Genomic DNA, 20,007 nt, shown 5'->3' with positions numbered 1-20,007 from the left:
GCGAAACATGCCTCGAGTAAAACGTGGGGTTACCGCACGGGCCCGTCACAAGAAGATCATCAAGCTGGCCAAGGGTTACCGCGGCCGTCGCAATAACGTCTATCGCATCGCCAAGCAAGCGGTCATGCGCGCAGGCCAATACGCCTACCGCGACCGCCGCAACAAGAAGCGTGTGTTCCGCGCACTGTGGATCACGCGTATCAACGCGGCGGTGCGTCAGCACGACATGACGTACAGCGTGTTCATCAACGGCCTGAAGAAGGCGTCGATCGAACTGGACCGTAAGGTGCTGGCCGACATGGCTGTGTTCGACAAGGCTGCTTTTGCTGCGATCGTTCAGCAGGTGAAAGCCGCCGTTGCAGCCTGATTGCGCTTCTGGCAATTAAAACTGCGTGGTTCGTTGCAGCGAACATCCGGTAGTCTCGGTGACGCTGCAACAAAAACGGGGCTCCTCACCGAGCCCCGTTTTTGTTGGTAGAACCAGGTTTGTTTCGATAGAACACTGACGTTGAAATGATGGGATCAATGGATCTGGACCAGATTGTCGCCGACGCGCAAAAAGCCTTCGCAGAAGCCTCCGACGTCACCACCCTCGAGAACGAGAAAGCGCGCTTTCTCGGTAAGGCGGGTGCGCTGACCGAGCTGTTGAAGGGCCTTGGCAAACTCGATCCCGAAGCGCGCAAGACCGAAGGCGCACGGATCAACCTCGTCAAGCAACAGGTTGAAGCCGCGCTGACGGCACGTCGTCAGGCGCTCGCCGACGCACTTCTGAACCAGCGTCTCGCTGCTGAAGCGATCGACGTCACGCTGCCGGGCCGCGGCGCCAATGCGGGTAGCCTGCACCCGGTGATGCGCACCTGGGAGCGCGTCGAACAGATTTTCCGTACGATCGGATTCGACGTGGCCGACGGCCCCGAGATCGAAACCGACTGGTACAACTTCACCTCGCTGAACAGCCCGGAAAACCATCCGGCGCGTTCGATGCAGGACACCTTCTACGTCGACGGCAAGGATGCCGACGGCCGCCCACTGCTGCTGCGCACGCATACGAGCCCGATGCAGGTGCGCTACGCGCGCACCAACTCGCCGCCGATAAAGGTGATCGTGCCTGGCCGCACGTATCGCGTGGATAGCGACGCGACGCATTCACCAATGTTCAACCAGGTCGAAGGCCTGTGGATTGACGAGAACATCAGCTTCGCGGACCTGAAGGGCGTCTATACCGACTTCCTGAAGAAATTCTTCGAGCGCGACGACATTCTCGTGCGCTTCCGTCCGTCGTATTTCCCGTTCACCGAACCGTCGGCCGAGATCGACATGCAGTTCGAAACGGGCAAGAACGCGGGCAAGTGGCTCGAAATTTCGGGCTCCGGCCAGGTGCATCCGACTGTGATCCGCAACATGGGTCTCGACCCGGAGCGCTACATCGGCTTCGCTTTCGGCAGTGGCCTCGAGCGTCTCACGATGCTGCGTTACGGCGTGCAGGACCTGCGCCTGTTTTTCGAAAACGACCTGCGTTTCCTGCGTCAATTCGCGTGACCCGGCGCGCGCGAGCGCGACGAAGCATAAATCGCGGCAGCGCACCTGGTGCGCGCCGCGAGCGTCCCCGGCAGAGCTCGCTGAACCGGCGCAAGACCACCGGGCTTTGCGAAGCATCTGCCGGACGTGGACCTAACCTGATCACAACGTACACAGAACCATGCAATTTCCGGAATCCTGGCTCAGAACTTTTGTCGATCCGCAACTGACCACCGACGAGTTGTCGCGCGCGTTGACGATGGCGGGTCTCGAAGTCGAAGACCTGCGGACGGCCGCGCCGCCGACCTCGAAGATCGTCGTCGGCCAGGTGCTGGAAGTCGTCAAGCACCCGGATGCGGACAAGCTCAACGTGTGTCAGGTCGACGCTGGCACCGGCGCGACGCTGAACATCGTGTGCGGCGCGCCGAATGTTGCACCCGGCATCAAGGTGCCGGTCGCGCTGGTCGGCGCGCAACTGCCGCCGGCCGAAGAGGGCGGCCCACCGTTCGCGATCAAGCTGTCGAAGCTGCGCGGCGTGGAAAGCCAGGGCATGCTGTGCTCGGCGCGCGAGCTGAAGCTCTCCGAAGATCACAGCGGTCTGATGATACTGCCGGAAGACACGCCGATCGGCCAGGACATCCGCGATACGCTCAATCTCGACGACACCGTTTTTGAAATCAAGCTGACGCCGAACAAGGCCGACTGTCTGTCGGTATTCGGCGTCGCGCGAGAAACGTCGGCGATTACCGGAGCGCCGCTGCGTCCGCTAGAAATCAAGCCGGCTCCGGTCACGCTCAACGAAACGCTGCCCGTGAAAATCTCCGCGCCCGATCTGTGCGGCCGTTTCTCGGGCCGCGTGATTCGCGGCGTCAATGCGCGCGCGAAGTCGCCGCAATGGATGGTCGAGCGTCTCGAGCGCTCCGGCCAGCGCAGCATTTCCGCGCTCGTCGACATCTCGAACTATGTGATGCTCGAGCTGGGGCGTCCGTCGCACGTGTTCGATCTCGACAAGATCCACGGCGGCATGGACGTACGCTGGGGCCGCAAGGGCGAAACGCTGAAGCTGCTGAACGGGAACACGGTCGAGCTCGACGAAACGGTCGGTGTGATCGCCGACGAGCAGCATATCGAAAGCCTCGCGGGCATCATGGGCGGCGACAGCACCGCGGTCACGCTCGACACCACCAACATCTATCTCGAGGCCGCGTTCTGGTGGCCCGACAGCATTCGTGGCCGCTCGCGCAAGTACAACTTCTCGACCGATGCGGGTCATCGCTTCGAGCGCGGCGTCGACTATGCCAGCACCGTCGATCATATCGAGTGCATCACGCAGCTGATCCTCGACATCTGCGGCGGCGAAGCGGGTCCGGTCGACGATCAGATCGTCAACGTCCCGAAGCGCGCGCCCGTGACGATGCGCGTTTCGCGCGCGAACCGCATCATCGGCGTCGCGATCGGCGCCGATGAAATCGCGCAGATCTTCACGCGCCTCGGCCTCTCGTTCGAGCGTGACGGCGATACGTTCTCGGTGATGCCGCCGTCGTATCGCTTCGATATCGAAATCGAAGAGGACCTGATCGAAGAGGTCGCGCGTATCCACGGCTTCGAAAAGATTCCGGCGCGCCCGCCGGTCGCGACCAGCGAAATGCGCGCGACCAACGAGACGCAACGCTCCATCCACGCGATCCGTCATGCGCTCGCCGCGCGCGACTACGCGGAAACGGTGAACTTCAGCTTCGTCGACGCGGAGTGGGAGCAGGACTTCGCAGGCAACAGCAACCCCGTGCGTCTGATCAACCCGATCGCGAGCCAGCTGTCGGTGATGCGCACGACGTTGTTCGGCAGCCTGATTCATGTGTTGCGCACGAATCTGAACCGTCGCGCGGCGGACCGCGTGCGCGTGTTTGAAGCAGGTCGCGTATTCCTGCACGATCCGTCGATCAAGGCCGGCGAGCTGACCGTCGAAGGTTTCGCGCAGCCGAAGATGATCGGCGCGCTCGCCTATGGGCCCGCGCTCGACGAGCAGTGGGGCGCACCGACGCGTGCCGTCGACTTCTTCGACGTGAAGGGCGACCTCGAAGCGCTGGTCGCACCGGCGGTCGCGCGGTTCGTACAGGCCGAGCATCCGGCGCTGCATCCGGGACGCAGCGCGCGTATCGAATTGAATGGTCGCGCAGTGGGCTGGATTGGCGAATTGCATCCGCGCTGGATGCAAAAATATGATTTGCCGCATGCGCCGATTCTGTTTGAAATCGAAGCGGAGGCATTAATGCAACGGGTATTGCCGATTCCGTCGGAAGTTTCAAAATTCCCGCCGGTACGACGTGATATTGCGGTGGTCGTCGATCAGAAAATCGAGGTTCAGGCGCTGCTCGACGAGCTTCAGAAGGCCCAGTCCGAACCGGCCTGCAAGGCTGTCCAGAAGGTTGCACTTTTCGACGAATTTCGTCCAAAATCAAACACTTCCGGTGGTCTGGCCGCGCACGAGAAAAGCCTTGCGTTCCGGGTGACCTTGCAAGATACTGGCGGAACCCTTCAGGATGAAACGGTCGATCTGGCTATTCAAACTCTGGTGGAACGTCTAGCTCGAGTATATGGCGCACGGTTGCGCGGATAACCCGCATTTAACAATTGCACGGCTGTTTCCGCATCCATTGTTTTACGCTTGGCGCGCCATTTGATAGATATGAATGAAATGAACTCGAGTGATTTCGAAGCCCTTCTTACGGCGCAACGCAGCGCCATGATTCGAGATATTCCGACATCATCCGCCGTCGTTTCCAATGAAACGCCGACACTCACCAAGGCGGAACTTGCCGAGTTGCTGTTCGACAATGTCGGGCTCAACAAGCGGGAAGCGAAGGACATGGTCGAGGCGTTCTTCGAGGTGATCCGCGATGCGCTCGAGAGCGGCGACAGCGTGAAGCTGTCGGGCTTCGGCAACTTCCAGTTGCGTGACAAACCGCAGCGTCCCGGCAGAAATCCGAAGACGGGCGAGGCGATTCCGATCGCGGCACGTCGCGTGGTGACGTTTCATGCAAGTCAAAAGCTGAAGGCGCTCGTCGAAAACGGCGCCGAAGCGAGCTTCGCGCGCTGATTGACTGGCGCGCTTTCGGGCAACCCACCACGGCTAACTGACGATGACAGCGACTATCGAAAAAGTCGTCTTGCCTCCGATTCCGGCGAAGCGGTACTTCACGATTGGTGAGGTCAGCGAACTTTGTGGGGTAAAGCCTCACGTGCTGCGTTACTGGGAGCAGGAGTTCACCCAGTTGAGGCCGGTCAAGCGGCGCGGCAATCGTCGGTATTATCAGCATCACGAGGTGCTGCTGATCCGGCGGATTCGAGAGTTGCTGTACGAGCAGGGTTTTACGATCAACGGGGCGCGCAACCGGCTCGATTCGCATGGCGGCGGTGGGCCGGATGCGGTGGTCGAAGAGGGTGAGGCTACCGCCGGAGTCGCGGGTCAGGTGCAGGCATCGGCGGCAACGGTTGCGGTCGATGTCGAGAAGTTACGCAAGGAACTGCAGAACGTAATCGATCTGCTGGGCCACTAATTCATGGACTTGTTCGCTTTGTTCGTGTCGAGCGGTTCTAATCGAATGAAGTGTCTGTTATAATTTTTCTTCTGTTCGGGGCGTAGCGCAGCCTGGTAGCGTACCTGCATGGGGTGCAGGTGGTCGGAGGTTCAAATCCTCTCGCCCCGACCAAAATTCGCTTTAAAATCAAGTGTGTAGATTCGCGTTGTGTTAAAAAAGTAGCCTCGAGTAGCCTCAGGTAGCCTACGTTTTAACACGACGCGTTGAAAGGTTCCCTCGCTTTTCCTCTCCCTTATCCCGCATTGCGTACGCTCGCGAGCTTCCGGCTCGAGGGCGAAAACGCGGCGATCGCGCGCGCGCCAATCGACTCGGTATCGACCGGCATCCAGCGCGCGTACGACTTGAGCGTTACGGTCATATCGCAATGCCCCATCTGCCTCGAGACCCAGCTCGGATTCTCGCCCGTCGAGATCATCATCGAGCCGTACGTATGCCTCGTCTGGTACGGGTTGCGATAGGCAACGCTCGCGCGCTCTAGCGCCTTGGTCCAGTTGCGGTAAATGTTATTCTTGATATTCCAGCGCCGTCCCGTATAGGGGTTGATAAAGACCGGCCCGCTCATGTCGGGGTTGCGTTTCTTCTGCGCCTGTAACGCCTCGCGCGCGGGCGCAAGTATCTGGACGTCTCGCCTGCCCGAGAGCGTCTTGGTCGTCTCGGCCTCTCCCTCTCCCTTGAACTCGCCTTTCGCCTTGCCTTTCGCGCGGGCGTCGTCGGTCATCGCGCGACGTACGCGGATGATCCCTTTCGCAAAGTCGATATCTTTCCAGTCGAGCGCGACGTATTCGCTCGGGCGCAGGCCCGTCCAGATCGCGAACTTGATCAGGTTCGCGAAGTCAGGCGGGGCAACCGCGAGGATCGCCTCGACCTCATCGCGCTCGAGCGGGTTTACTTCGTATTCCTTGCCTTTCGCGCGCACCGTACGCGCGACCGAGTAGCGCTTGCCATACATGACGTTCTCGGTCAGGAGGTTCTCCTCGACCGCATCCGCGATGCGCCGAGCGCAAACACGACTGGAGGTTCCCGAGGGACTTGTTGCCGCACTCGCGCTCCTCGAGCCACGCCTTGATCTGCGGCCAGCGCAACTCGTGAAGCGCGACCTTTCCGAATGCGGGGATCAGGCTGAACGCCGCGCCGCCGTCGAGCACTTGAGCGAACAGCGTGTTGAACGCCTTGACGACCGACGCGCCGGTGAGCTTCGCGATTTCCTCGGCGGCCGACGTGGTGTGACCGATGGTGAGGCCCATGTAGTCGTCGGTCAGCGGGTTCGTCACATCAACCAGCACCTTGCCTTCGAGCGATCCCAGTTCGGCGAGCGCGGCGGCGGCATTGCCGTACGGCACGGGCGAGCACGACGAGTTCGGCCTCTTTCGCGGCACCAGCCAGCGACGCGCTTTTGGCGCCAAATTGCGCGGCCACTTTTTCTGCGCCTTCGGGCTTGCGGCCGGTGACTTCAACCTGGTGACCGGCAGCGCTCAACTGCTTGACCATCGCCGCGCCGACATTCCCATATCCGACTACCGTGATTTGCATTTCGCTTCTCCTTGTTGAGTTTCGTGGAGAAGAATTTATGTGAGGTGTCCGATACGATAAATGCCGAGGATGTTGACAATGTGTTGACCGGTGAGTCGTTCGGGAGCACGAATATTCTTGAGCATTGCTGTGCTGTGCTGTGCTGTGCTGTGCTGCGCCGTGACGAGATCGCTTTTGCGGGCGGGACTTTCCATTGACTTTGGTTCGCACCGCATGTGTGCCTACGTCCTCACGTTCCTGGTCCTAATGCTCGAGCAGCATGCGCGACGGCTTTGTCACCCATTGAAAGGCCGTTGCAAAGCGGTACAACGCTATCCACAAGGCGCGGCCTTGCGTTGTTGCGAAGCGGTCGCAGGCCCCATGCGAAGCGAAGCGTCGCGGCGCATCCGGTATTTCGTTCATTTGATTGCGGAACTGATCCGCACCAGTCACCCATCGGGTTCACGGCGGGTGCCGGTGTTCTGGCCTTCGCCCCTGGCTCACGTGGAGCCCTCACCAACTAGAGAAATGACGCAGCAGGTGTCGTTTGAGTCCGGCCATTGAATCGCCGAAGCCGGGCAGGGTAGGACAGCGCGATACCCACACACCTTGCCGGAGCGGGCGTCAACCCGGCGGTTTTTGACGACATTATGGTCCGGCGACGCAACGAGCATTTGCGAGATTTGGCGCGTTCATTGCCGGGCAGCGCCGGCCGATGCAAGCCGTACACCTGGCCGGATGGCGGCGGCGCGTGTCTGAGCGCGGCCATGTGTGGTTGTCGATCACGCTGGTTGAAGCAAGCGGCTGCGCCGTGCACAGCCGCCGTGAATCAGTGCACCGAAGCACACCGCGAAACGGTCCACGATGAAGCGCGTCTGGTTCTGCGCCGCGCGACCGCGCCGTCAGGAAATAGTCGTCGATAGTCGCAAAGCCTTTCCGGATAAGCATTTGCGGTCAATGCCAGCAAATCTGGCACGAAGCCTGCATTCCATCGCTCAACTTGTATTCAAGATTGAACTCATGGAACGCAATGCTCCGTTCAAGGTTCGCGCGCTGCTAGACGCTTATCACCAAGGCGAAACATCGCCATGCGACACGGTCGCCACAGTGCTGCAACGTCTTGCCACCACGCATCGTCCAGAAGCGTGGATCCTTCGCGTGTCCGAAGCCTCGCTCGTCGCGCGCGCCACCGAACTCGAACGTCTGCTCGCCGACGAAGGCCCGGCGCTCTTCGCCCGCATGCCGCTCTTCGGCGTGCCGTTCGCGGTGAAGGACAACGTCGACGTCGCAGGGCTGCCGACCACCGCCGCATGCGATGCCTTCGCCTACACGCCGGACGAAACGGCGTTCGCGGTGGCGCGTCTGCTGGACGCGGGCGCGATTCTCGTCGGCAAGACCAATCTCGATCAGTTCGCGACGGGTCTCGTCGGCACGCGTTCGCCGTACGGCGCGGTGCGTCAGATCACGCGCGATGAATACGTGTCGGGCGGATCGAGTTCCGGTTCGGCGATTGCGGTCGCGACGGGCATCGTCGCGTTCTCGCTCGGCACCGATACCGCGGGTTCCGGACGCGTGCCTGCGGGCTTCAACGGGTTGGTGGGGCTCAAGCCGTCGCTCGGGCTCGTCAGCAAGCGCGGCGTCGTGCCGGCGTGCCGCACGCTCGATACGCTGTCGGTGTTCGCGCACGACGTCGCCGATGCCTGGCAAGTGCTCGACCGGCTCGCGTTCTACGACCCGCACGACGGTTACTCCAGGCCGCTGCCCTCGCGCGGTTTGCAACACGCGCCATTGCGCATCGCGATTCCCGACACGCTCACGTTCTTCGACGACCACCACGCATCGGCCGCCTTCGCCGCGACCATGGATGGCATCGCCAGGCATCTCGCGTTGACGCCGTCGACATTCGCCTTCGCGCCGTTGCAGCAAGTCGCCGCGCTTCTTTACGACGGCCCGTGGGTGGCCGAGCGCCGCGCCGCGCTCGGGACGTTTTTTATCACGCATCACCACGATATCGACACAACCGTCGCGAAGGTAATCGGCCAGGCGGAGCGTTTCGATGCGGCCGCCGCGTTCGACGGGCAGTACGCGCTTGCGAGGCTGAGGCGCCAAGCCGCAGCGCTTTTCGAGCACGCCGACGTGCTGATCGTGCCGACCACGCCGACGCACCCGACCATCGCCGACGTGCAGGCCAATCCGGTAGAGGTGAACAGCCGTCTGGGCGTCTATACGAACTTCGTCAATCTGCTCGATCTGTGTGCGCTCGCCGTGCCCGGCGTGCCGCGCGCCGACGGTCTGCCTGCGGGCGTGACGCTGATCGGCCCATCGGGCGCGGACCAGCAGATCGCGTTGCTCGGCGCGCGTATTCAGGCGCTGTTCAGCGAAGCCGTCGAGCAACGCGATGCCGACGCGATCGCGAGCCAGCCGCTGCCGATCCAGGAACCGGTCGTCATGCTCGCCGTGGTCGGTGCGCATCTGCGGGGCGAGCCGTTGAACTGGCAACTGCTGCAAGCCGGCGCGCGCTTCGTCGAAGCCACGACGACCGCGCCTCAATACCAGCTCTTTGCACTCGCCGGCACGTTGCCGCCGAAACCCGGCCTCGTGCGCCGGACGGGCGACGCGGCAGGAGGCGAAGCCATCGCTATCGAACTGTGGGAAGTGCCGCTGCGCACCTTCGGCGCGTTCGTCGCCGCCGTGCCCGCGCCGCTCGCCATCGGCACGCTCGAGACCATCGACGGACGCAGCGTGAAGGGCTTCGTCTGTGAGCCCTCGGCGATCGCGCACGGCGCGGGCGCCCTCGACATTACCGCTTACGGCGGCTGGCGCGCGTATCTCGCGCACCGCGCGCCGCAGCCGAACGCCTGATGCCCGTCATCGGAAATCCAGCATTCAGAACGCAGAGAACGGCCAACTCAAGGAAACCACACCATGACTCAACGTCGCGACTTCATCAAGCAGGCGGGCGCGCTTGCGCTCGGCAGCCTGCTGCCGCTCGAAAGCGTGTTCGCTGCCGAAAAGCTCACCGTCGGCGTGATCTACGTCGGCTCGAAGGGCGACTATGGCTACAACCAGGCGCAGGCCCAGGCCGCCGCGGTCATCAAAAAGATGCCGAACGTGAAGGTGGTCGAAGAAGAAAATGTGCCGGAAACGGTGGCCGCGCAGAAGTCGATGGAAGCCATGATCGAGCAGGACGGCGCGACGCTCGTTTTCGCCACCTCGTTCGGCTACTTCGATCCGCACGTGCTGAAGATGGCGGCCAGGTATCCGAAGGTGCGTTTCGCACATTGCGGCGGCCTCTGGAAGCAAGGCAACCCGTCGAACATCGCGAGCTACTTCGGCTACATCGACGAATGCCAGTACCTGAACGGCGTCGTCGCGGGCCACAGGAGCAAGAGCAAAAAGCTCGGTTTCGTCGCGGCCAAACCGATTCCGCAAGTGCTGCGCAACATCAACGCGTTCACGCTCGGCGCGCAGTCGGTCGATCCGTCCATCACGACACACGTCATTTTCACGGGCGACTGGTCGATGCCGGTCAAGGAAGCCGAAGCGACCAACAGTCTCGTCGATCAGGGTTGCGACGTGCTGACCTGCCACGTCGACGGTCCGAAGGTCGTGATCGAAACGGCGGAGAAGCGCGGCGCGATGAGCTGTGGTTACCACGCGAGCCAGGCGGCGCTCGCGCCGAAGGGCTATCTGACGGGCGCCGAGTGGGACTGGGCGACGCCGTACAAAACGCTCGTCACTGACGCGCAGACCGGCACGCCGCAGCCGAACATTCTGCGCGGCGGCCTCAAGGAAGGTTTCGTGAAGATGTCGCCCTATGGCGCCATGGTGACGGCCGCCGCGAAGACCAAAGCCGACGCCGTCAAGGCGCAGATGATGGCCGGCCAGTTCGTCATCTTCAAGGGCCCGCTGAAGGACAACAAGGGCGGCACCGCGATCGCGTCCGGCACGGCCTACGCTCAGACCGACATGACGCTCGAAAGCATGAATTATCTCGTCACGGGTGTGGTGGGCCAGATCTGATCCAGCGTGCTGACAGCGCAATTCGCGCAACTGAAGGAGAGACCATGCGTGCTCATGCTTCCACGGTGACGTCGCCCGGCATTGCCCGCGCGCTGCTCGGCGTGCTGCCCGCACTGCCGACGCTCGCGGCGGTCGCCGGCACGCTGCTGCTGTTCGCGATCTTTCTGCTCGTGCAGGGCCAGCCCGCGGGCGACGCGATCGTGCTGATCGCGCAAGGCGCATTCGGCTCGGCGTTCGCGTGGCAGAGCACGCTGCTGCGCGCCGCGCCGTTGATGCTCACCGCGCTGTGCGTGGCACTGCCTGCGCAGGTCGGCCTGATCGTGATCGGCGGCGAGGGCGCGCTCGCGCTCGGCGGACTCGCTGCGGCCGTCACGCCGCAACTGCTGCCGCACGGCACGCCGTGGTTCGTCGCGACGCCCGCGATGGCGCTGGCGGGCATGATCGTCGGCGGTGCGTGGATCGGCACGGTCGGCGCGTTGCGGCAGTGGCGCGGCGTGAACGAGACCATCAGCTCGCTGCTGATGTCGTATATCGCGATTGCGTTGTTCAAGCATCTGGTCGAAGGGCCGTTGCGCGATCCGGCGAGCCTGAACAAGCCGTCGACGCTGCCGCTGCCCGCTGCGTTCACGGTCGGCTCGCTGCCGGGACTCGATGTGCATTGGGGACTCTTCTGGGGCGCGCTCGCGTGCGTCGGCGCGTGGATCTTCGTGCGTCACAGCACCAAGGGTTTCGCGATGCGCGTGACGGGCGGCAACGCGCGCGCCGCGCGCCTCGTCGGCCTGCCAGTCAACTCGCTCGCGTTGACCGCATGCGTGCTCGGCGGCGCCGCCGCGGGACTCGCCGGCATGTTCGAAGTCTCGGCGGTGCAGGGCAGCGCGAACGCGTCGCTGCTCGCGGGGTACGGCTACGCGGGCATCCTCGTCGCATTCGCTGCACGGCAGAATCCGCTCGCGATCATCGCGTGCGCGCTGATGATCGGCGGCATCGAGGCGAGTGGCAGTCTGCTGCAACGCCGCCTCGATCTGCCCGACGCAACGACGCTCGTCTTGCAAGGCCTGCTGTTCGCAAACCTGCTCGCGTGGGAAGCGCTCGGCGGTCGGCTCGCCGCGTGGCGCGTGAAGTTGCAGGCGGTCGCGCAATCCGGACTGCCGCATCCGCTGGAGCAAACTCATGCCTGATCTGCACTCGCCCGTTGCCGTGCTGCTGCTCTCGCTCTTCGCGGGCGCGATTCGCGTCAGCACGCCGTATCTTTTCGTGAGCCTCGGTGAATGCCTGACCGAGAAGGGCGGTCGCGTGAATCTCGGGCTCGAAGGCATTCTCGTGTCGGGCGCGATGAGCGGTTACGCAGGCTCGTACCTGACCGGTTCGCCGTGGCTGGGCGTGCTGCTTGCCGGATGCGCGGGCCTGCTGCTCGGCTGCCTGCACGGACTCGTCTGCTCGCTGCCGCGCGTGTCCGACATCGCGTTCGGTATCGCGTTGATGCTGTTCGGCACCGGCCTCGCGTTCTATCTCGGCAAGCCGTTCATCGAGCCGCAAGCGGCGATGCTGCGCTCGTTCGACTTCGGCGCGTGGAGCGCTTCGCCGCAATTGCATAACGCGCTGCACGTGAATCCACTTTTCCTGATCGGCGTCGTGCTTGCGTTCGTTCTGCAATGGGGTTTGCGCTCCACACGCTGGGGCATGACGCTGCGGCTCGTCGGCGAAAACGCGGAGAGCGCGCGGGCGATGGGCTATCCGATCACGCGCGTACGCATCGCGGCGACGGCGGTCGGCGGATTTTTCGCGGGCGTCGGTGGCGCGTATCTGTCGCTCGTTTATCCGGGCAGCTGGAACGAAGGTCTGTCAAGCGGTCAGGGGTTGATGGCCGTCGCGCTCGTGATCTTCGCGCGCTGGCAGCCACTGCGCTGTCTGTGGGCGGCGCTGCTGTTCGGCGCGGCCGGCGCACTCGGCCCCGCGCTGCAGGCGATCGGCGTGACGAGCGGCTACTACCTGTTCAACGCCGCGCCGTACATGCTCACGCTCGCAATCATGATCGTCAACTGCCGGCCGGATCGCACGCTCGCAGGTGCGCCCGGCGAACTGAGTCTCACGCGCTGAAACCGCCGAAGCGATCCACCTACTTTTCGTCTCTCCGGGAGTCCGACATGGCCCGTTTCATCGAAGCCCGACCGTATCCGTGGCCCTACGACGGCGCGCTGCGCGCCGACAATACGGCGCTCATCATCATCGACATGCAGACGGACTTCTGCGGCATCGGCGGCTATGTCGACAAGATGGGCTACGACCTGTCGCTGACGCGCGCGCCGATCGAACCGATCAGCCGCGTGCTGGCAACGATGCGCGAGCAGGGTTTCACCATCATCCATACCCGCGAAGGACACCGGCCCGATCTGTCGGATCTTCCTGCCAACAAGCGCTGGCGCAGCCGCCGCGCGGGCACGGACGGCATCGGCATCGGCGACGACGGTCCGTGCGGCAAGATCCTCGTGCGCGGCGAACCGGGCTGGGACATCATCGACGAGCTGGCGCCGCTGCCGGGCGAGATCGTCATCGACAAGCCGGGCAAGGGCTCGTTCTGCGCCACCGATCTCGAACTCATTCTGCGCACGCGCGGCATCGTCAATCTGGTGCTGACCGGCATCACGACCGACGTGTGCGTGCATACGACGATGCGCGAAGCGAACGACCGCGGCTTCGAATGCACGGTTCTCGCCGACTGCTGTGGCGCGACCGACAAGGGCAATCACGACGCGGCACTGAACATGGTGCTGATGCAGGGCGGCGTGTTCGGCACGGTGTCGGATTCCAGCGCGCTGATCGCGGCGCTCGGACGCTGATCATGTCGACGCTCGCCAGAATGAAACCGCTGCCGTCACACACCGGCGCGCTCGGCATCGAGGTGCTCGGCGCGAGCAAGCGCTTCGGTGCTTTCCGCGCGCTCGACGACGTGACGCTCAAGGTGCGCGCCGGCACGCTGCACGCGCTGCTCGGCGAGAACGGCGCGGGCAAGAGCACGCTCGTGAAAGGTCTGGTCGGTTATGGCGTGCTCGACAGCGGCCAGATCGCCGCGGACGGCCGCGAAGTGCGCATTGCTTCGCCCCGCGATGCGCAGGCGCTCGGCATCGGCATGGTGTACCAGCATTTCACGCTGGCGGCGGGTTTGTCGGTGGAAGAGAACCTGCTTCTCGCGCGTGGCCGGATGCCGTGGAAAATCGACTGGCAAGCCGAACGCAAGGCGCTCGGCGCGTTCATGCGCGGCATGCCGTTCCGGCTCGCACTCGACACGCCGGTGTCGGGTCTCGCGGCCGGCGAAAAGCAGAAGCTCGAAATATTGAAGCAACTGTATCTGCGTCAGCGCTTCCTGATTCTCGACGAACCGACCTCGGTGCTGACGCCGCAGGAAGCGGACGAAGTGCTCGGCCTCATGCGCGATCTCGCGACGCGCAGCGAACTCACCGTGCTGATGATCACGCACAAATTCCGCGAAGTGATGGCCTACGCGGACGACGTCACGGTCCTGCGCAAGGGCCGCTTGGTCGGCAGTTGCGCGGTGCGCGACACCGACCGCGACCGCCTCGCATCGTGGATGATGGGCAGCGACGCCGGTTTCGACGCGCGCGCGACAGCTGGCATCGACGACGTGCGTCCTGCGCGCCGGCCGCTTGTCGCCGATGCGCCGGTGGCGCTCGAACTGTCGGCGCTGACGGTGGTGGACGATCGCGGACACGTGGCGGTGCGCGATGCGTCGCTCGCGGTGCGCGCGGGCGAGATTCTCGGCCTGGCGGGCGTGTCGGGCAATGGCCAGAAGGAGCTGATCGAGGCGCTGGTCGGCCAGCGGAGCGTGCGATCGGGCGACATGCGCGTGAAGGGAGAAGCGTACCGCGCGACGCGCGAAGCAATGACGCGTCTGAAAGTCTTCGCGTTGCCCGAGGAGCCGCTGCGTAATGCGTGTGTCGCGAATCTGAGCGTCGCGGAAAATCTCGCGTTGCGCGACTTCGATCGCTCGCCGTTGCGCGCGGGCGGCTGGCGGCTCAACCGTCGCGCGTTACGCGAACGCGCCGAACAGCGCGTTGCCGAGTTCAACGTGCTGCCGCCGGTGCCGGAGCGCGCGATCGGCACGCTGTCGGGCGGTAACGTGCAGCGCGCGGTACTGGCCCGCGAACTCGGCCAGCCGGTCGATGTGCTGATCGTCGCCAATCCGGTGTTCGGCCTCGACTTCGCGTCGGTGGCCGATATCCACGCGCGCATTCTCGCGGCCCGCGACGCGGGCGCGGCGGTGCTGCTGGTGAGCGAAGACCTCGACGAATTGCTGGAACTGGCCGACCGCATCGCGGTAATCGCGGAAGGGCGGCTCGTTTTCGAAACCGCCGTGGAAAACGCGGACCGCGTGGTGCTCGGGCGCCACATGGCCGGCCACGGCGACGATCGGCAACCCGAAGCGGCGGAGACCGCCGCCGCCTTTCATGGAGCATGACAGATGAGTTCGAGTGGACTCGGCGGATTGAACCGCTCGCCCGCGGGCGTCGTAATCGGCCTCGTGCAATTGCAGAATCCCAATGTAGAAACGCCCGCGCAGCTCGCGGCGCAGACGCAGCGCGTGGTCGAAGTGATCGGCAAGGCGCGGCGCAACAACGCGGCGATGGATCTCGTCGTGTTTCCGGAATACGCGTTGCATGGCCTTTCCATGCGCATCGACGACGCGATCATGTGCAGCCTCGACGGCCCCGAAGTGGCCGCGTTCAAGGCGGCGTGCGTCGAGCACCGCATCTGGGGCTGCTTTTCGATCATGGAGCGCAATCCAGGCGGCAATCCGTACAACAGCGGACTGATCATCGACGACCAAGGCGTAATCCAGCTCTACTACCGCAAGCTGCATCCGTGGGTGCCGGTCGAACCGTGGGAGCCGGGCAATCTCGGCGTGCCGGTCTGCACCGGGCCGCGCGGCGTGAAGCTCGGCCTCATCATCTGCCACGACGGTATGTTTCCGGAGATGGCACGCGAAACCGCCTACAAGGGCGCAGAAGTGATTCTGCGCACGGCGGGATACACCGCGCCGATCCGCCACGCGTGGCGCATCACCAATCAGTCGAACGCGTTCCAGAATCTCGCGCAGACCGCGAGCGTCTGTCTGTGCGGCAGCGACGGCACGTTCGATTCGATGGGCGAGGGCATGTTCTGCGATTTCGACGGAACGGTGATGGTGGAGGGCAGTCATCGCCCGGACGAGGTCATCGTCTGCGAGATGCGGCCCGATCTCGTGCGCGAGGCGCGTATCCATTGGGGCGTCGAAAACAACATCTATCAGTTCGGACACCGCGGCTACGTTGCGGTGACGGGCGGCGCGCAGGATTGCCCCTATACGTTCATGCATGACATGGTGCGCGGCGAATATCGTTTGCCTTGGGAGGCCGAGGTGCGCGTGACCGATGGCACTCCTTGCGGCTTCGCACCGCCGGAACGCACTTACAAGGGTTGACTGCCATGCCGACCGTCAACCAGGCGTTACCGTCGCCGTTCGCATTCGAGCCGTCGAAGACGGCGCTCGTCGTGATCGACATGCAACGCGATTTCATCGAGCTGGGCGGATTCGGCGCGGCGCTCGGCAACGACGTGTCGCTGCTCGCGGACATCGTGCCGGATGTCGCGCGGCTGATCGCGCATGCGCGCACGCACGGCTGGCACGTCGTGCACACGCGCGAATCGCACGTGCCTGATCTGTCCGATTGTCCGCCGGCGAAACGTCTGCGTGGGCAGCCGCGCGCGCGCATCGGCGACAAAGGGCCGATGGGACGCATACTCGTGCGAGGCGAACCGGGTAATGCAATCATCGAAGCGCTCGCGCCGATTGAAGGTGAACTCGTGATCGACAAGCCGGGCAAGGGTGCGTTCTACGCGACGCGGCTCGGCGAAGAGCTTGCGATGCGCGGCGTCACGCATCTCGTGTTTGCGGGCGTAACGACTGAAGTGTGCGTGCAGACCTCGATGCGCGAAGCGAATGATCGCGGTTACGACTGTCTCGTGATCGAAGGCGCGACCGCGAGCTACATTCCCGCGTTCAAGGAAGCAACGCTGGCGATGATCCGTTCGCAAGGCGGCATAGTCGGCTGGACTGCGACGCTCGAACAATTGCTGGAGGCCGACGCTTGACCACATCGCCAGTTATCAACGACCCGGCGATCGTCGCCGAAGTGACCGCCGTGTTCGAAGCCTACGAACGCGCGCTGGTCGATAACGACATCGGCACGATGAACGTGTTGTTCTGGGACGCACCGGAAACGGTACGCTATGGAATCGCCGAAATCCAGCACGGCGGCGAGGAGATTCGCGCGTGGCGGGAATCGTGCGTGCCGGTGCCGGCTTCGCGCAGACGGCATCGCACGGTCGTGACGACGTTCGGCCGCGACTATGCGACGGTCAGCACCACGTTCACCAGCGACGCGACGCCGCTCGTCGGCCGTCAGATGCAGTCGTGGGCGCGGCTTGGCGCGCACGATGCGCCGTTCGGCGGCTGGATCGTCGTTGCTGCGCACGTGAGCCTGATCAAAGCGCCCGATGTGCCCGACGTGCAAGCCGCCCACGGGAAACGCGGATAATGCGGGGACGATTTGCATGAGACTGGTCATCGAACCCAAACGGCTGACCGAAGCTAAAGACCCGATCGACGAACCGGACGACGTGGCGCCTGATGCGTCGAAAGTCGTCTATGGCGCGAACCCGCTTGCCGAGCAGGTGTATCTGCAACTCAAGCAGGACATTTTCGACTTCCGGCTGTTTCCGGGCGATCGCTTCTCGGAGACTGACATCGCGCAGCATTACGGCGTGTCGCGCACACCGATGCGCGACGCGCTGTTCCGTCTGCTACGCGAAGGCTATCTGGAAGTCGGCTTCCGGCGCGGCTGGAAAGTGTGCAACATCGACTTCGAGCGGCTCGATCAGCTGTACGACCTGCGCATCGTGCTCGAACTGGCTGCTATAGAGCGTGTGACGAGCGGCTCGAACAATCGCGCGATCGACGCGCTCAAGGCCATCTGGTGCGTGCCGCGCGACGCACGCGAGACCGATCCGGCGCGCATGTTCCGGCTCGACGAAGGCTTTCATCGCGGGCTGGTGGAAGCGACGGGCAACGCCGAAATGCTACGCGTGCATAACGAAGTGACCGAGCGCATTCGCATCGTGCGACGACTCGATTTCCTGAAGCCGCATCGCACCGACGCAACCTATGACGAGCACGCCACGATGCTCACGCTGATCGAACGCGGAAAGCTCGCCGAAGCCGGCATTATGCTGCGCGCGCATGTCACGCAGAGCAGGCTCGAAGTCCGCAAGATCACTGTTTCGATGCTCGCGCAGGCGCGGGACAGCAAGTTGCCGTTTGTGAGTTGAGGTAGGACGGGGAGCCGGCAAGAGGCTTTATCGAAATGTCGTGTTCTGGCTACCTTGAAATGACCCGCCCCAGGCGCCGACCGGGGCAGCAACGTTGCATTTCGTGAAGGCTAACCAGTCCTTGAGAGGTCGCATGGTTATATCCTGGGATGATGACGATGACGATGACGATGGCGATGCGTGAGTTCGACCCTTGGGACGTTGTTGAGGACATCGCCGACGTCACCAAAGGAATTGTTGCCTCGTGGCCGGATGAGGGGTCACTGATCGAAGGTCTCGTATGTCGTTGGAACTCGAAGAGCAAGGTAACCAGGTCGTATGAACTGGAAGCCACATAGGCGCTTTCGAACATCCACACCGCGTGGCCCATTCTGGACCCCTGGTGCACTCGACGAATAACCAGACGTAGCAATGCGCCGACGAATCGTCGTCCATGGACGAGTGGCGGTAAACGGCGACCGTTCCAATTGATGACGGAATATCTCGCGCGCTGGAAGGCGACGGCTTCGGCTAGACGGATCATTTGACGACACTCGCTTGTCGCGCCGCGGCGCCCAAAACCGGCGCTAGCCTACACCGGTCGCCGCATTTCGTCATTGGTGCATCGGCCAAAGTGCGCAAGCGCGCCTATCCCGAAGGTGCAATTGTTCGCTACGTCGTTGTCGTAGCGAAGGACAGCGCCCTCGTGCATCCGCAATGCAGTCCATCCGGCATCGGTCAACTTTTTTGATTCGTTTGGCAGGCTCAGCTCCTCAAGAACAGGCGAGTGCAATCTAGCAGACTTGTCACCGGCACGCGGTCGCATTCGCAAGCGCACACGAATCACAGCCCTTGAGCCCCCAACGCCACAAACCGCTCCAGATGATGATCCTCATCCCCAAGCTGATGATCGATCATCACGAGCCGCTTCGCGTAATGCGCGAGCGGCAGTTCCCACGTCATACCGATCCCGCCGTGCAACTGGATGCATTCCTCCGCGACTCGCGTGCCGATCCGGCCGATGCTGTACTTCGCCGCCGACACCGCGCGCTCGCGCGCGTTTCGTTCCCCGTCGAGCGCCGCCGCCGCGTTGATCACCGCCGAGCGCGCCTGCTCGATTTCGAGCAGCAAATCGGCCATGCGATGCTGCAACGCCTGGAAGCTGCCGATCGGCACGCCGAACTGCTTGCGCGTGCGCAGATAGTCGAGCGTGTAGTCTTTCGCGACGTCCATTGCGCCGACCGCTTCCGCGCACAGCGCGAGCACGCCGCAACTCACCGCATATTCGAGCGTCGCAAAGCCGTGATCCACTGAGCCGAGCACGGTGTCCTCGCCGAGCGTGACGTCGTCGAACGTCACTTCGGCCGCGCGTCCTCCGTCGATCTTTCGGTAGCCGCGCACGCTCACACCTGTCGCGTCCCTCGGCACCAGGAACAGCGTGATGCCGGCTTCGGCATCGTCCTCGCCGCTCGTGCGTGCCGAGACGAGGAACACCTGAGCATGCTCGCCATGCTGAACGACGGCCTTTGCGCCGTGCAACGTCCACACGCCGCTGTTGCCATTTACGCTGCGGCGCGCGCGCGTCGTCGCGACCCGGGCAAGCTCGTAATGACTGTCCGGTTCGCCATGCGCGAGCGCAACGATCCGCGAGCCGTCGATCAACGAACCCAGCGCCGCGTTCTGCACGCCGCCGCCGCTGCGAGCGATCGCCCGGCCGACGACCAGCGTATCGAGAAACGGTTCGACGACGAGCCCGCGGCCGATGCTCTCGAACACCACGGAAATATCGAACCCGCCGCCGCCAAAACCGCCGCTCGCTTCGTCGAACAGTGCGCCGATCACGCCAAGCTCCGCGAAGCGTGCCCACAATTCGGTGCTGAAGCCTTGCGTCGAGCGTGCGATTTCATCGCGCGTCGCGAAGCCGTACTGCTCGCTGATAAACCGATTCAGCGTATCCGCCAGCATGCGGCGGTCTTCGGTGTGCTGGAAATTCATG

At 63.5% G+C, this 20,007-nt stretch carries 20 protein-coding genes and 1 tRNA gene; 17 read left to right on the top strand and 4 right to left on the bottom strand.

The features are described 5' to 3' along the window. Positions 1–7 precede the first annotated feature (7 nt). From rplT to OKW28_RS29395, 6 genes are all read left to right on the top strand, one after another. Entirely contained in the window at positions 8–367 is a 360-nt protein-coding gene (rplT, locus tag OKW28_RS29420; RefSeq protein WP_006052502.1) for a 50S ribosomal protein L20, read from the top strand. Between the two features lie 158 nt (positions 368–525). Then, a complete protein-coding gene (pheS, locus tag OKW28_RS29415) occupies positions 526–1,539 on the top strand; it encodes a phenylalanine--tRNA ligase subunit alpha (RefSeq protein WP_429450844.1) in 1,014 nt (337 codons plus the stop codon). Positions 1,540–1,699: 160 nt separating this feature from the next. After that, positions 1,700–4,135 carry a phenylalanine--tRNA ligase subunit beta gene (gene pheT, locus OKW28_RS29410; RefSeq protein WP_429450843.1) on the top strand — a complete coding sequence of 812 codons (2,436 nt, stop codon included), beginning with the start codon at positions 1,700–1,702 and terminating at the stop codon, positions 4,133–4,135. A 69-nt stretch (positions 4,136–4,204) separates the two neighbouring features. Continuing rightward, entirely contained in the window at positions 4,205–4,615 is a 411-nt protein-coding gene (locus OKW28_RS29405) for an integration host factor subunit alpha (RefSeq protein ID WP_026225933.1), read from the top strand. 43 nt (positions 4,616–4,658) lie between these two features. Continuing rightward, complete coding sequence (locus OKW28_RS29400) at positions 4,659–5,075, top strand: MerR family transcriptional regulator (protein ID WP_184021872.1); 417 nt, start codon at positions 4,659–4,661, stop codon at positions 5,073–5,075. Between the two features lie 76 nt (positions 5,076–5,151). Continuing rightward, positions 5,152–5,228, top strand: a tRNA-Pro gene (locus OKW28_RS29395). Between the two features lie 121 nt (positions 5,229–5,349). Here OKW28_RS29395 and OKW28_RS29390 read toward each other — a convergent pair. Genes OKW28_RS29390 through OKW28_RS29380 form a run of 3 tightly spaced genes read right to left on the bottom strand, consistent with a single transcriptional unit; the run spans position 5,350 to position 6,647 of the window. Then, positions 5,350–6,066: a site-specific integrase gene (locus tag OKW28_RS29390; protein WP_429450841.1), complete on the bottom strand. Its 717-nt coding sequence runs from the start codon at positions 6,064–6,066 to the stop codon at positions 5,350–5,352. After that, positions 5,984–6,457: a hypothetical protein gene (locus OKW28_RS29385; RefSeq protein WP_429450839.1), complete on the bottom strand. Its 474-nt coding sequence runs from the start codon at positions 6,455–6,457 to the stop codon at positions 5,984–5,986. The genes OKW28_RS29390 and OKW28_RS29385 overlap by 83 nt, the downstream gene beginning before the upstream one ends. Then, a complete protein-coding gene (locus OKW28_RS29380) occupies positions 6,390–6,647 on the bottom strand; it encodes an NAD(P)-binding domain-containing protein (RefSeq protein WP_429450837.1) in 258 nt (85 codons plus the stop codon). Before OKW28_RS29380 ends, OKW28_RS29385 begins: the two co-directional genes overlap by 68 nt. Before the next feature lie 999 nt (positions 6,648–7,646). Here OKW28_RS29380 and atzF point away from each other — a divergent pair. The 11 genes from atzF (at position 7,647) to OKW28_RS29325 (ending at position 18,370) form a co-directional block, all read left to right on the top strand. Further along, on the top strand, positions 7,647–9,488 hold the full coding sequence (gene atzF / locus OKW28_RS29375; RefSeq protein WP_429450835.1) for an allophanate hydrolase: 1,842 nt from the start codon (positions 7,647–7,649) through the stop codon (positions 9,486–9,488). A gap of 63 nt (positions 9,489–9,551) precedes the next feature. Beyond that, complete coding sequence (locus OKW28_RS29370) at positions 9,552–10,649, top strand: BMP family ABC transporter substrate-binding protein (protein WP_429450833.1); 1,098 nt, start codon at positions 9,552–9,554, stop codon at positions 10,647–10,649. A gap of 44 nt (positions 10,650–10,693) precedes the next feature. Beyond that, entirely contained in the window at positions 10,694–11,827 is a 1,134-nt protein-coding gene (locus OKW28_RS29365) for an ABC transporter permease (protein WP_429450831.1), read from the top strand. Beyond that, positions 11,820–12,746: an ABC transporter permease gene (locus OKW28_RS29360; protein WP_429450829.1), complete on the top strand. Its 927-nt coding sequence runs from the start codon at positions 11,820–11,822 to the stop codon at positions 12,744–12,746. The genes OKW28_RS29365 and OKW28_RS29360 overlap by 8 nt, the downstream gene beginning before the upstream one ends. Before the next feature lie 47 nt (positions 12,747–12,793). Next, positions 12,794–13,486: a biuret amidohydrolase gene (biuH, locus tag OKW28_RS29355; protein WP_018424443.1), complete on the top strand. Its 693-nt coding sequence runs from the start codon at positions 12,794–12,796 to the stop codon at positions 13,484–13,486. Positions 13,487–13,488: 2 nt separating this feature from the next. Then, complete coding sequence (locus OKW28_RS29350; protein WP_429450827.1) at positions 13,489–15,123, top strand: ABC transporter ATP-binding protein; 1,635 nt, start codon at positions 13,489–13,491, stop codon at positions 15,121–15,123. Positions 15,124–15,126: 3 nt separating this feature from the next. Further along, complete coding sequence (locus OKW28_RS29345; protein ID WP_429450825.1) at positions 15,127–16,125, top strand: formamidase; 999 nt, start codon at positions 15,127–15,129, stop codon at positions 16,123–16,125. Positions 16,126–16,130: 5 nt separating this feature from the next. Then, positions 16,131–16,796 carry a cysteine hydrolase family protein gene (locus OKW28_RS29340; RefSeq protein ID WP_429450823.1) on the top strand — a complete coding sequence of 222 codons (666 nt, stop codon included), beginning with the start codon at positions 16,131–16,133 and terminating at the stop codon, positions 16,794–16,796. Further along, a complete protein-coding gene (hpxZ, locus tag OKW28_RS29335) occupies positions 16,793–17,242 on the top strand; it encodes an oxalurate catabolism protein HpxZ (protein WP_429450822.1) in 450 nt (149 codons plus the stop codon). Before OKW28_RS29340 ends, hpxZ begins: the two co-directional genes overlap by 4 nt. Before the next feature lie 16 nt (positions 17,243–17,258). Beyond that, entirely contained in the window at positions 17,259–18,032 is a 774-nt protein-coding gene (locus OKW28_RS29330) for a GntR family transcriptional regulator (RefSeq protein ID WP_429450820.1), read from the top strand. A gap of 158 nt (positions 18,033–18,190) precedes the next feature. Next, positions 18,191–18,370: a hypothetical protein gene (locus tag OKW28_RS29325; RefSeq protein WP_429450818.1), complete on the top strand. Its 180-nt coding sequence runs from the start codon at positions 18,191–18,193 to the stop codon at positions 18,368–18,370. A gap of 484 nt (positions 18,371–18,854) precedes the next feature. Here the strand turns inward: OKW28_RS29325 and OKW28_RS29320 are convergent, their stop codons facing one another. Continuing rightward, positions 18,855–20,006, bottom strand: a complete 1,152-nt coding sequence (locus OKW28_RS29320) for an acyl-CoA dehydrogenase family protein (RefSeq protein WP_429450817.1) — start codon at positions 20,004–20,006, stop codon at positions 18,855–18,857. Position 20,007 lies beyond the last annotated feature (1 nt).

The organism is Paraburkholderia sp. 40, from assembly GCF_050434105.1.
Classification (GTDB): domain Bacteria; phylum Pseudomonadota; class Gammaproteobacteria; order Burkholderiales; family Burkholderiaceae; genus Paraburkholderia; species Paraburkholderia tuberum.
Note: the sequence above shows the minus strand (reverse complement) of the source record. Positions and strands in the feature narration are given on the sequence as shown.

Excerpts from the sequence above, each read along its gene's own strand:
- pheT (WP_429450843.1), top strand. The coding sequence starts at position 1,700 with ATGCAATTTCCGGAATCCTGGCTCAGAACTTTTGTCGATCCGCAACTG.
- pheS (WP_429450844.1), top strand. The coding sequence starts at position 526 with ATGGATCTGGACCAGATTGTCGCCGACGCGCAAAAAGCCTTCGCAGAA.
- OKW28_RS29390 (WP_429450841.1), bottom strand. The coding sequence starts at position 6,066 with ATGTATGGCAAGCGCTACTCGGTCGCGCGTACGGTGCGCGCGAAAGGC.
- rplT (WP_006052502.1), top strand. The coding sequence starts at position 8 with ATGCCTCGAGTAAAACGTGGGGTTACCGCACGGGCCCGTCACAAGAAG.
- OKW28_RS29370 (WP_429450833.1), top strand. The coding sequence starts at position 9,552 with ATGACTCAACGTCGCGACTTCATCAAGCAGGCGGGCGCGCTTGCGCTC.
- OKW28_RS29380 (WP_429450837.1), bottom strand. The coding sequence starts at position 6,647 with ATGCAAATCACGGTAGTCGGATATGGGAATGTCGGCGCGGCGATGGTC.
- OKW28_RS29330 (WP_429450820.1), top strand. The coding sequence starts at position 17,259 with ATGAGACTGGTCATCGAACCCAAACGGCTGACCGAAGCTAAAGACCCG.
- atzF (WP_429450835.1), top strand. The coding sequence starts at position 7,647 with ATGGAACGCAATGCTCCGTTCAAGGTTCGCGCGCTGCTAGACGCTTAT.
- OKW28_RS29365 (WP_429450831.1), top strand. The coding sequence starts at position 10,694 with ATGCGTGCTCATGCTTCCACGGTGACGTCGCCCGGCATTGCCCGCGCG.
- OKW28_RS29340 (WP_429450823.1), top strand. The coding sequence starts at position 16,131 with ATGCCGACCGTCAACCAGGCGTTACCGTCGCCGTTCGCATTCGAGCCG.
- OKW28_RS29405 (WP_026225933.1), top strand. The coding sequence starts at position 4,205 with ATGAATGAAATGAACTCGAGTGATTTCGAAGCCCTTCTTACGGCGCAA.
- biuH (WP_018424443.1), top strand. The coding sequence starts at position 12,794 with ATGGCCCGTTTCATCGAAGCCCGACCGTATCCGTGGCCCTACGACGGC.
- OKW28_RS29360 (WP_429450829.1), top strand. The coding sequence starts at position 11,820 with ATGCCTGATCTGCACTCGCCCGTTGCCGTGCTGCTGCTCTCGCTCTTC.
- OKW28_RS29400 (WP_184021872.1), top strand. The coding sequence starts at position 4,659 with ATGACAGCGACTATCGAAAAAGTCGTCTTGCCTCCGATTCCGGCGAAG.
- OKW28_RS29350 (WP_429450827.1), top strand. The coding sequence starts at position 13,489 with ATGTCGACGCTCGCCAGAATGAAACCGCTGCCGTCACACACCGGCGCG.
- OKW28_RS29325 (WP_429450818.1), top strand. The coding sequence starts at position 18,191 with ATGACGATGACGATGGCGATGCGTGAGTTCGACCCTTGGGACGTTGTT.
- OKW28_RS29345 (WP_429450825.1), top strand. The coding sequence starts at position 15,127 with ATGAGTTCGAGTGGACTCGGCGGATTGAACCGCTCGCCCGCGGGCGTC.
- OKW28_RS29320 (WP_429450817.1), bottom strand. The coding sequence starts at position 20,006 with ATGAATTTCCAGCACACCGAAGACCGCCGCATGCTGGCGGATACGCTG.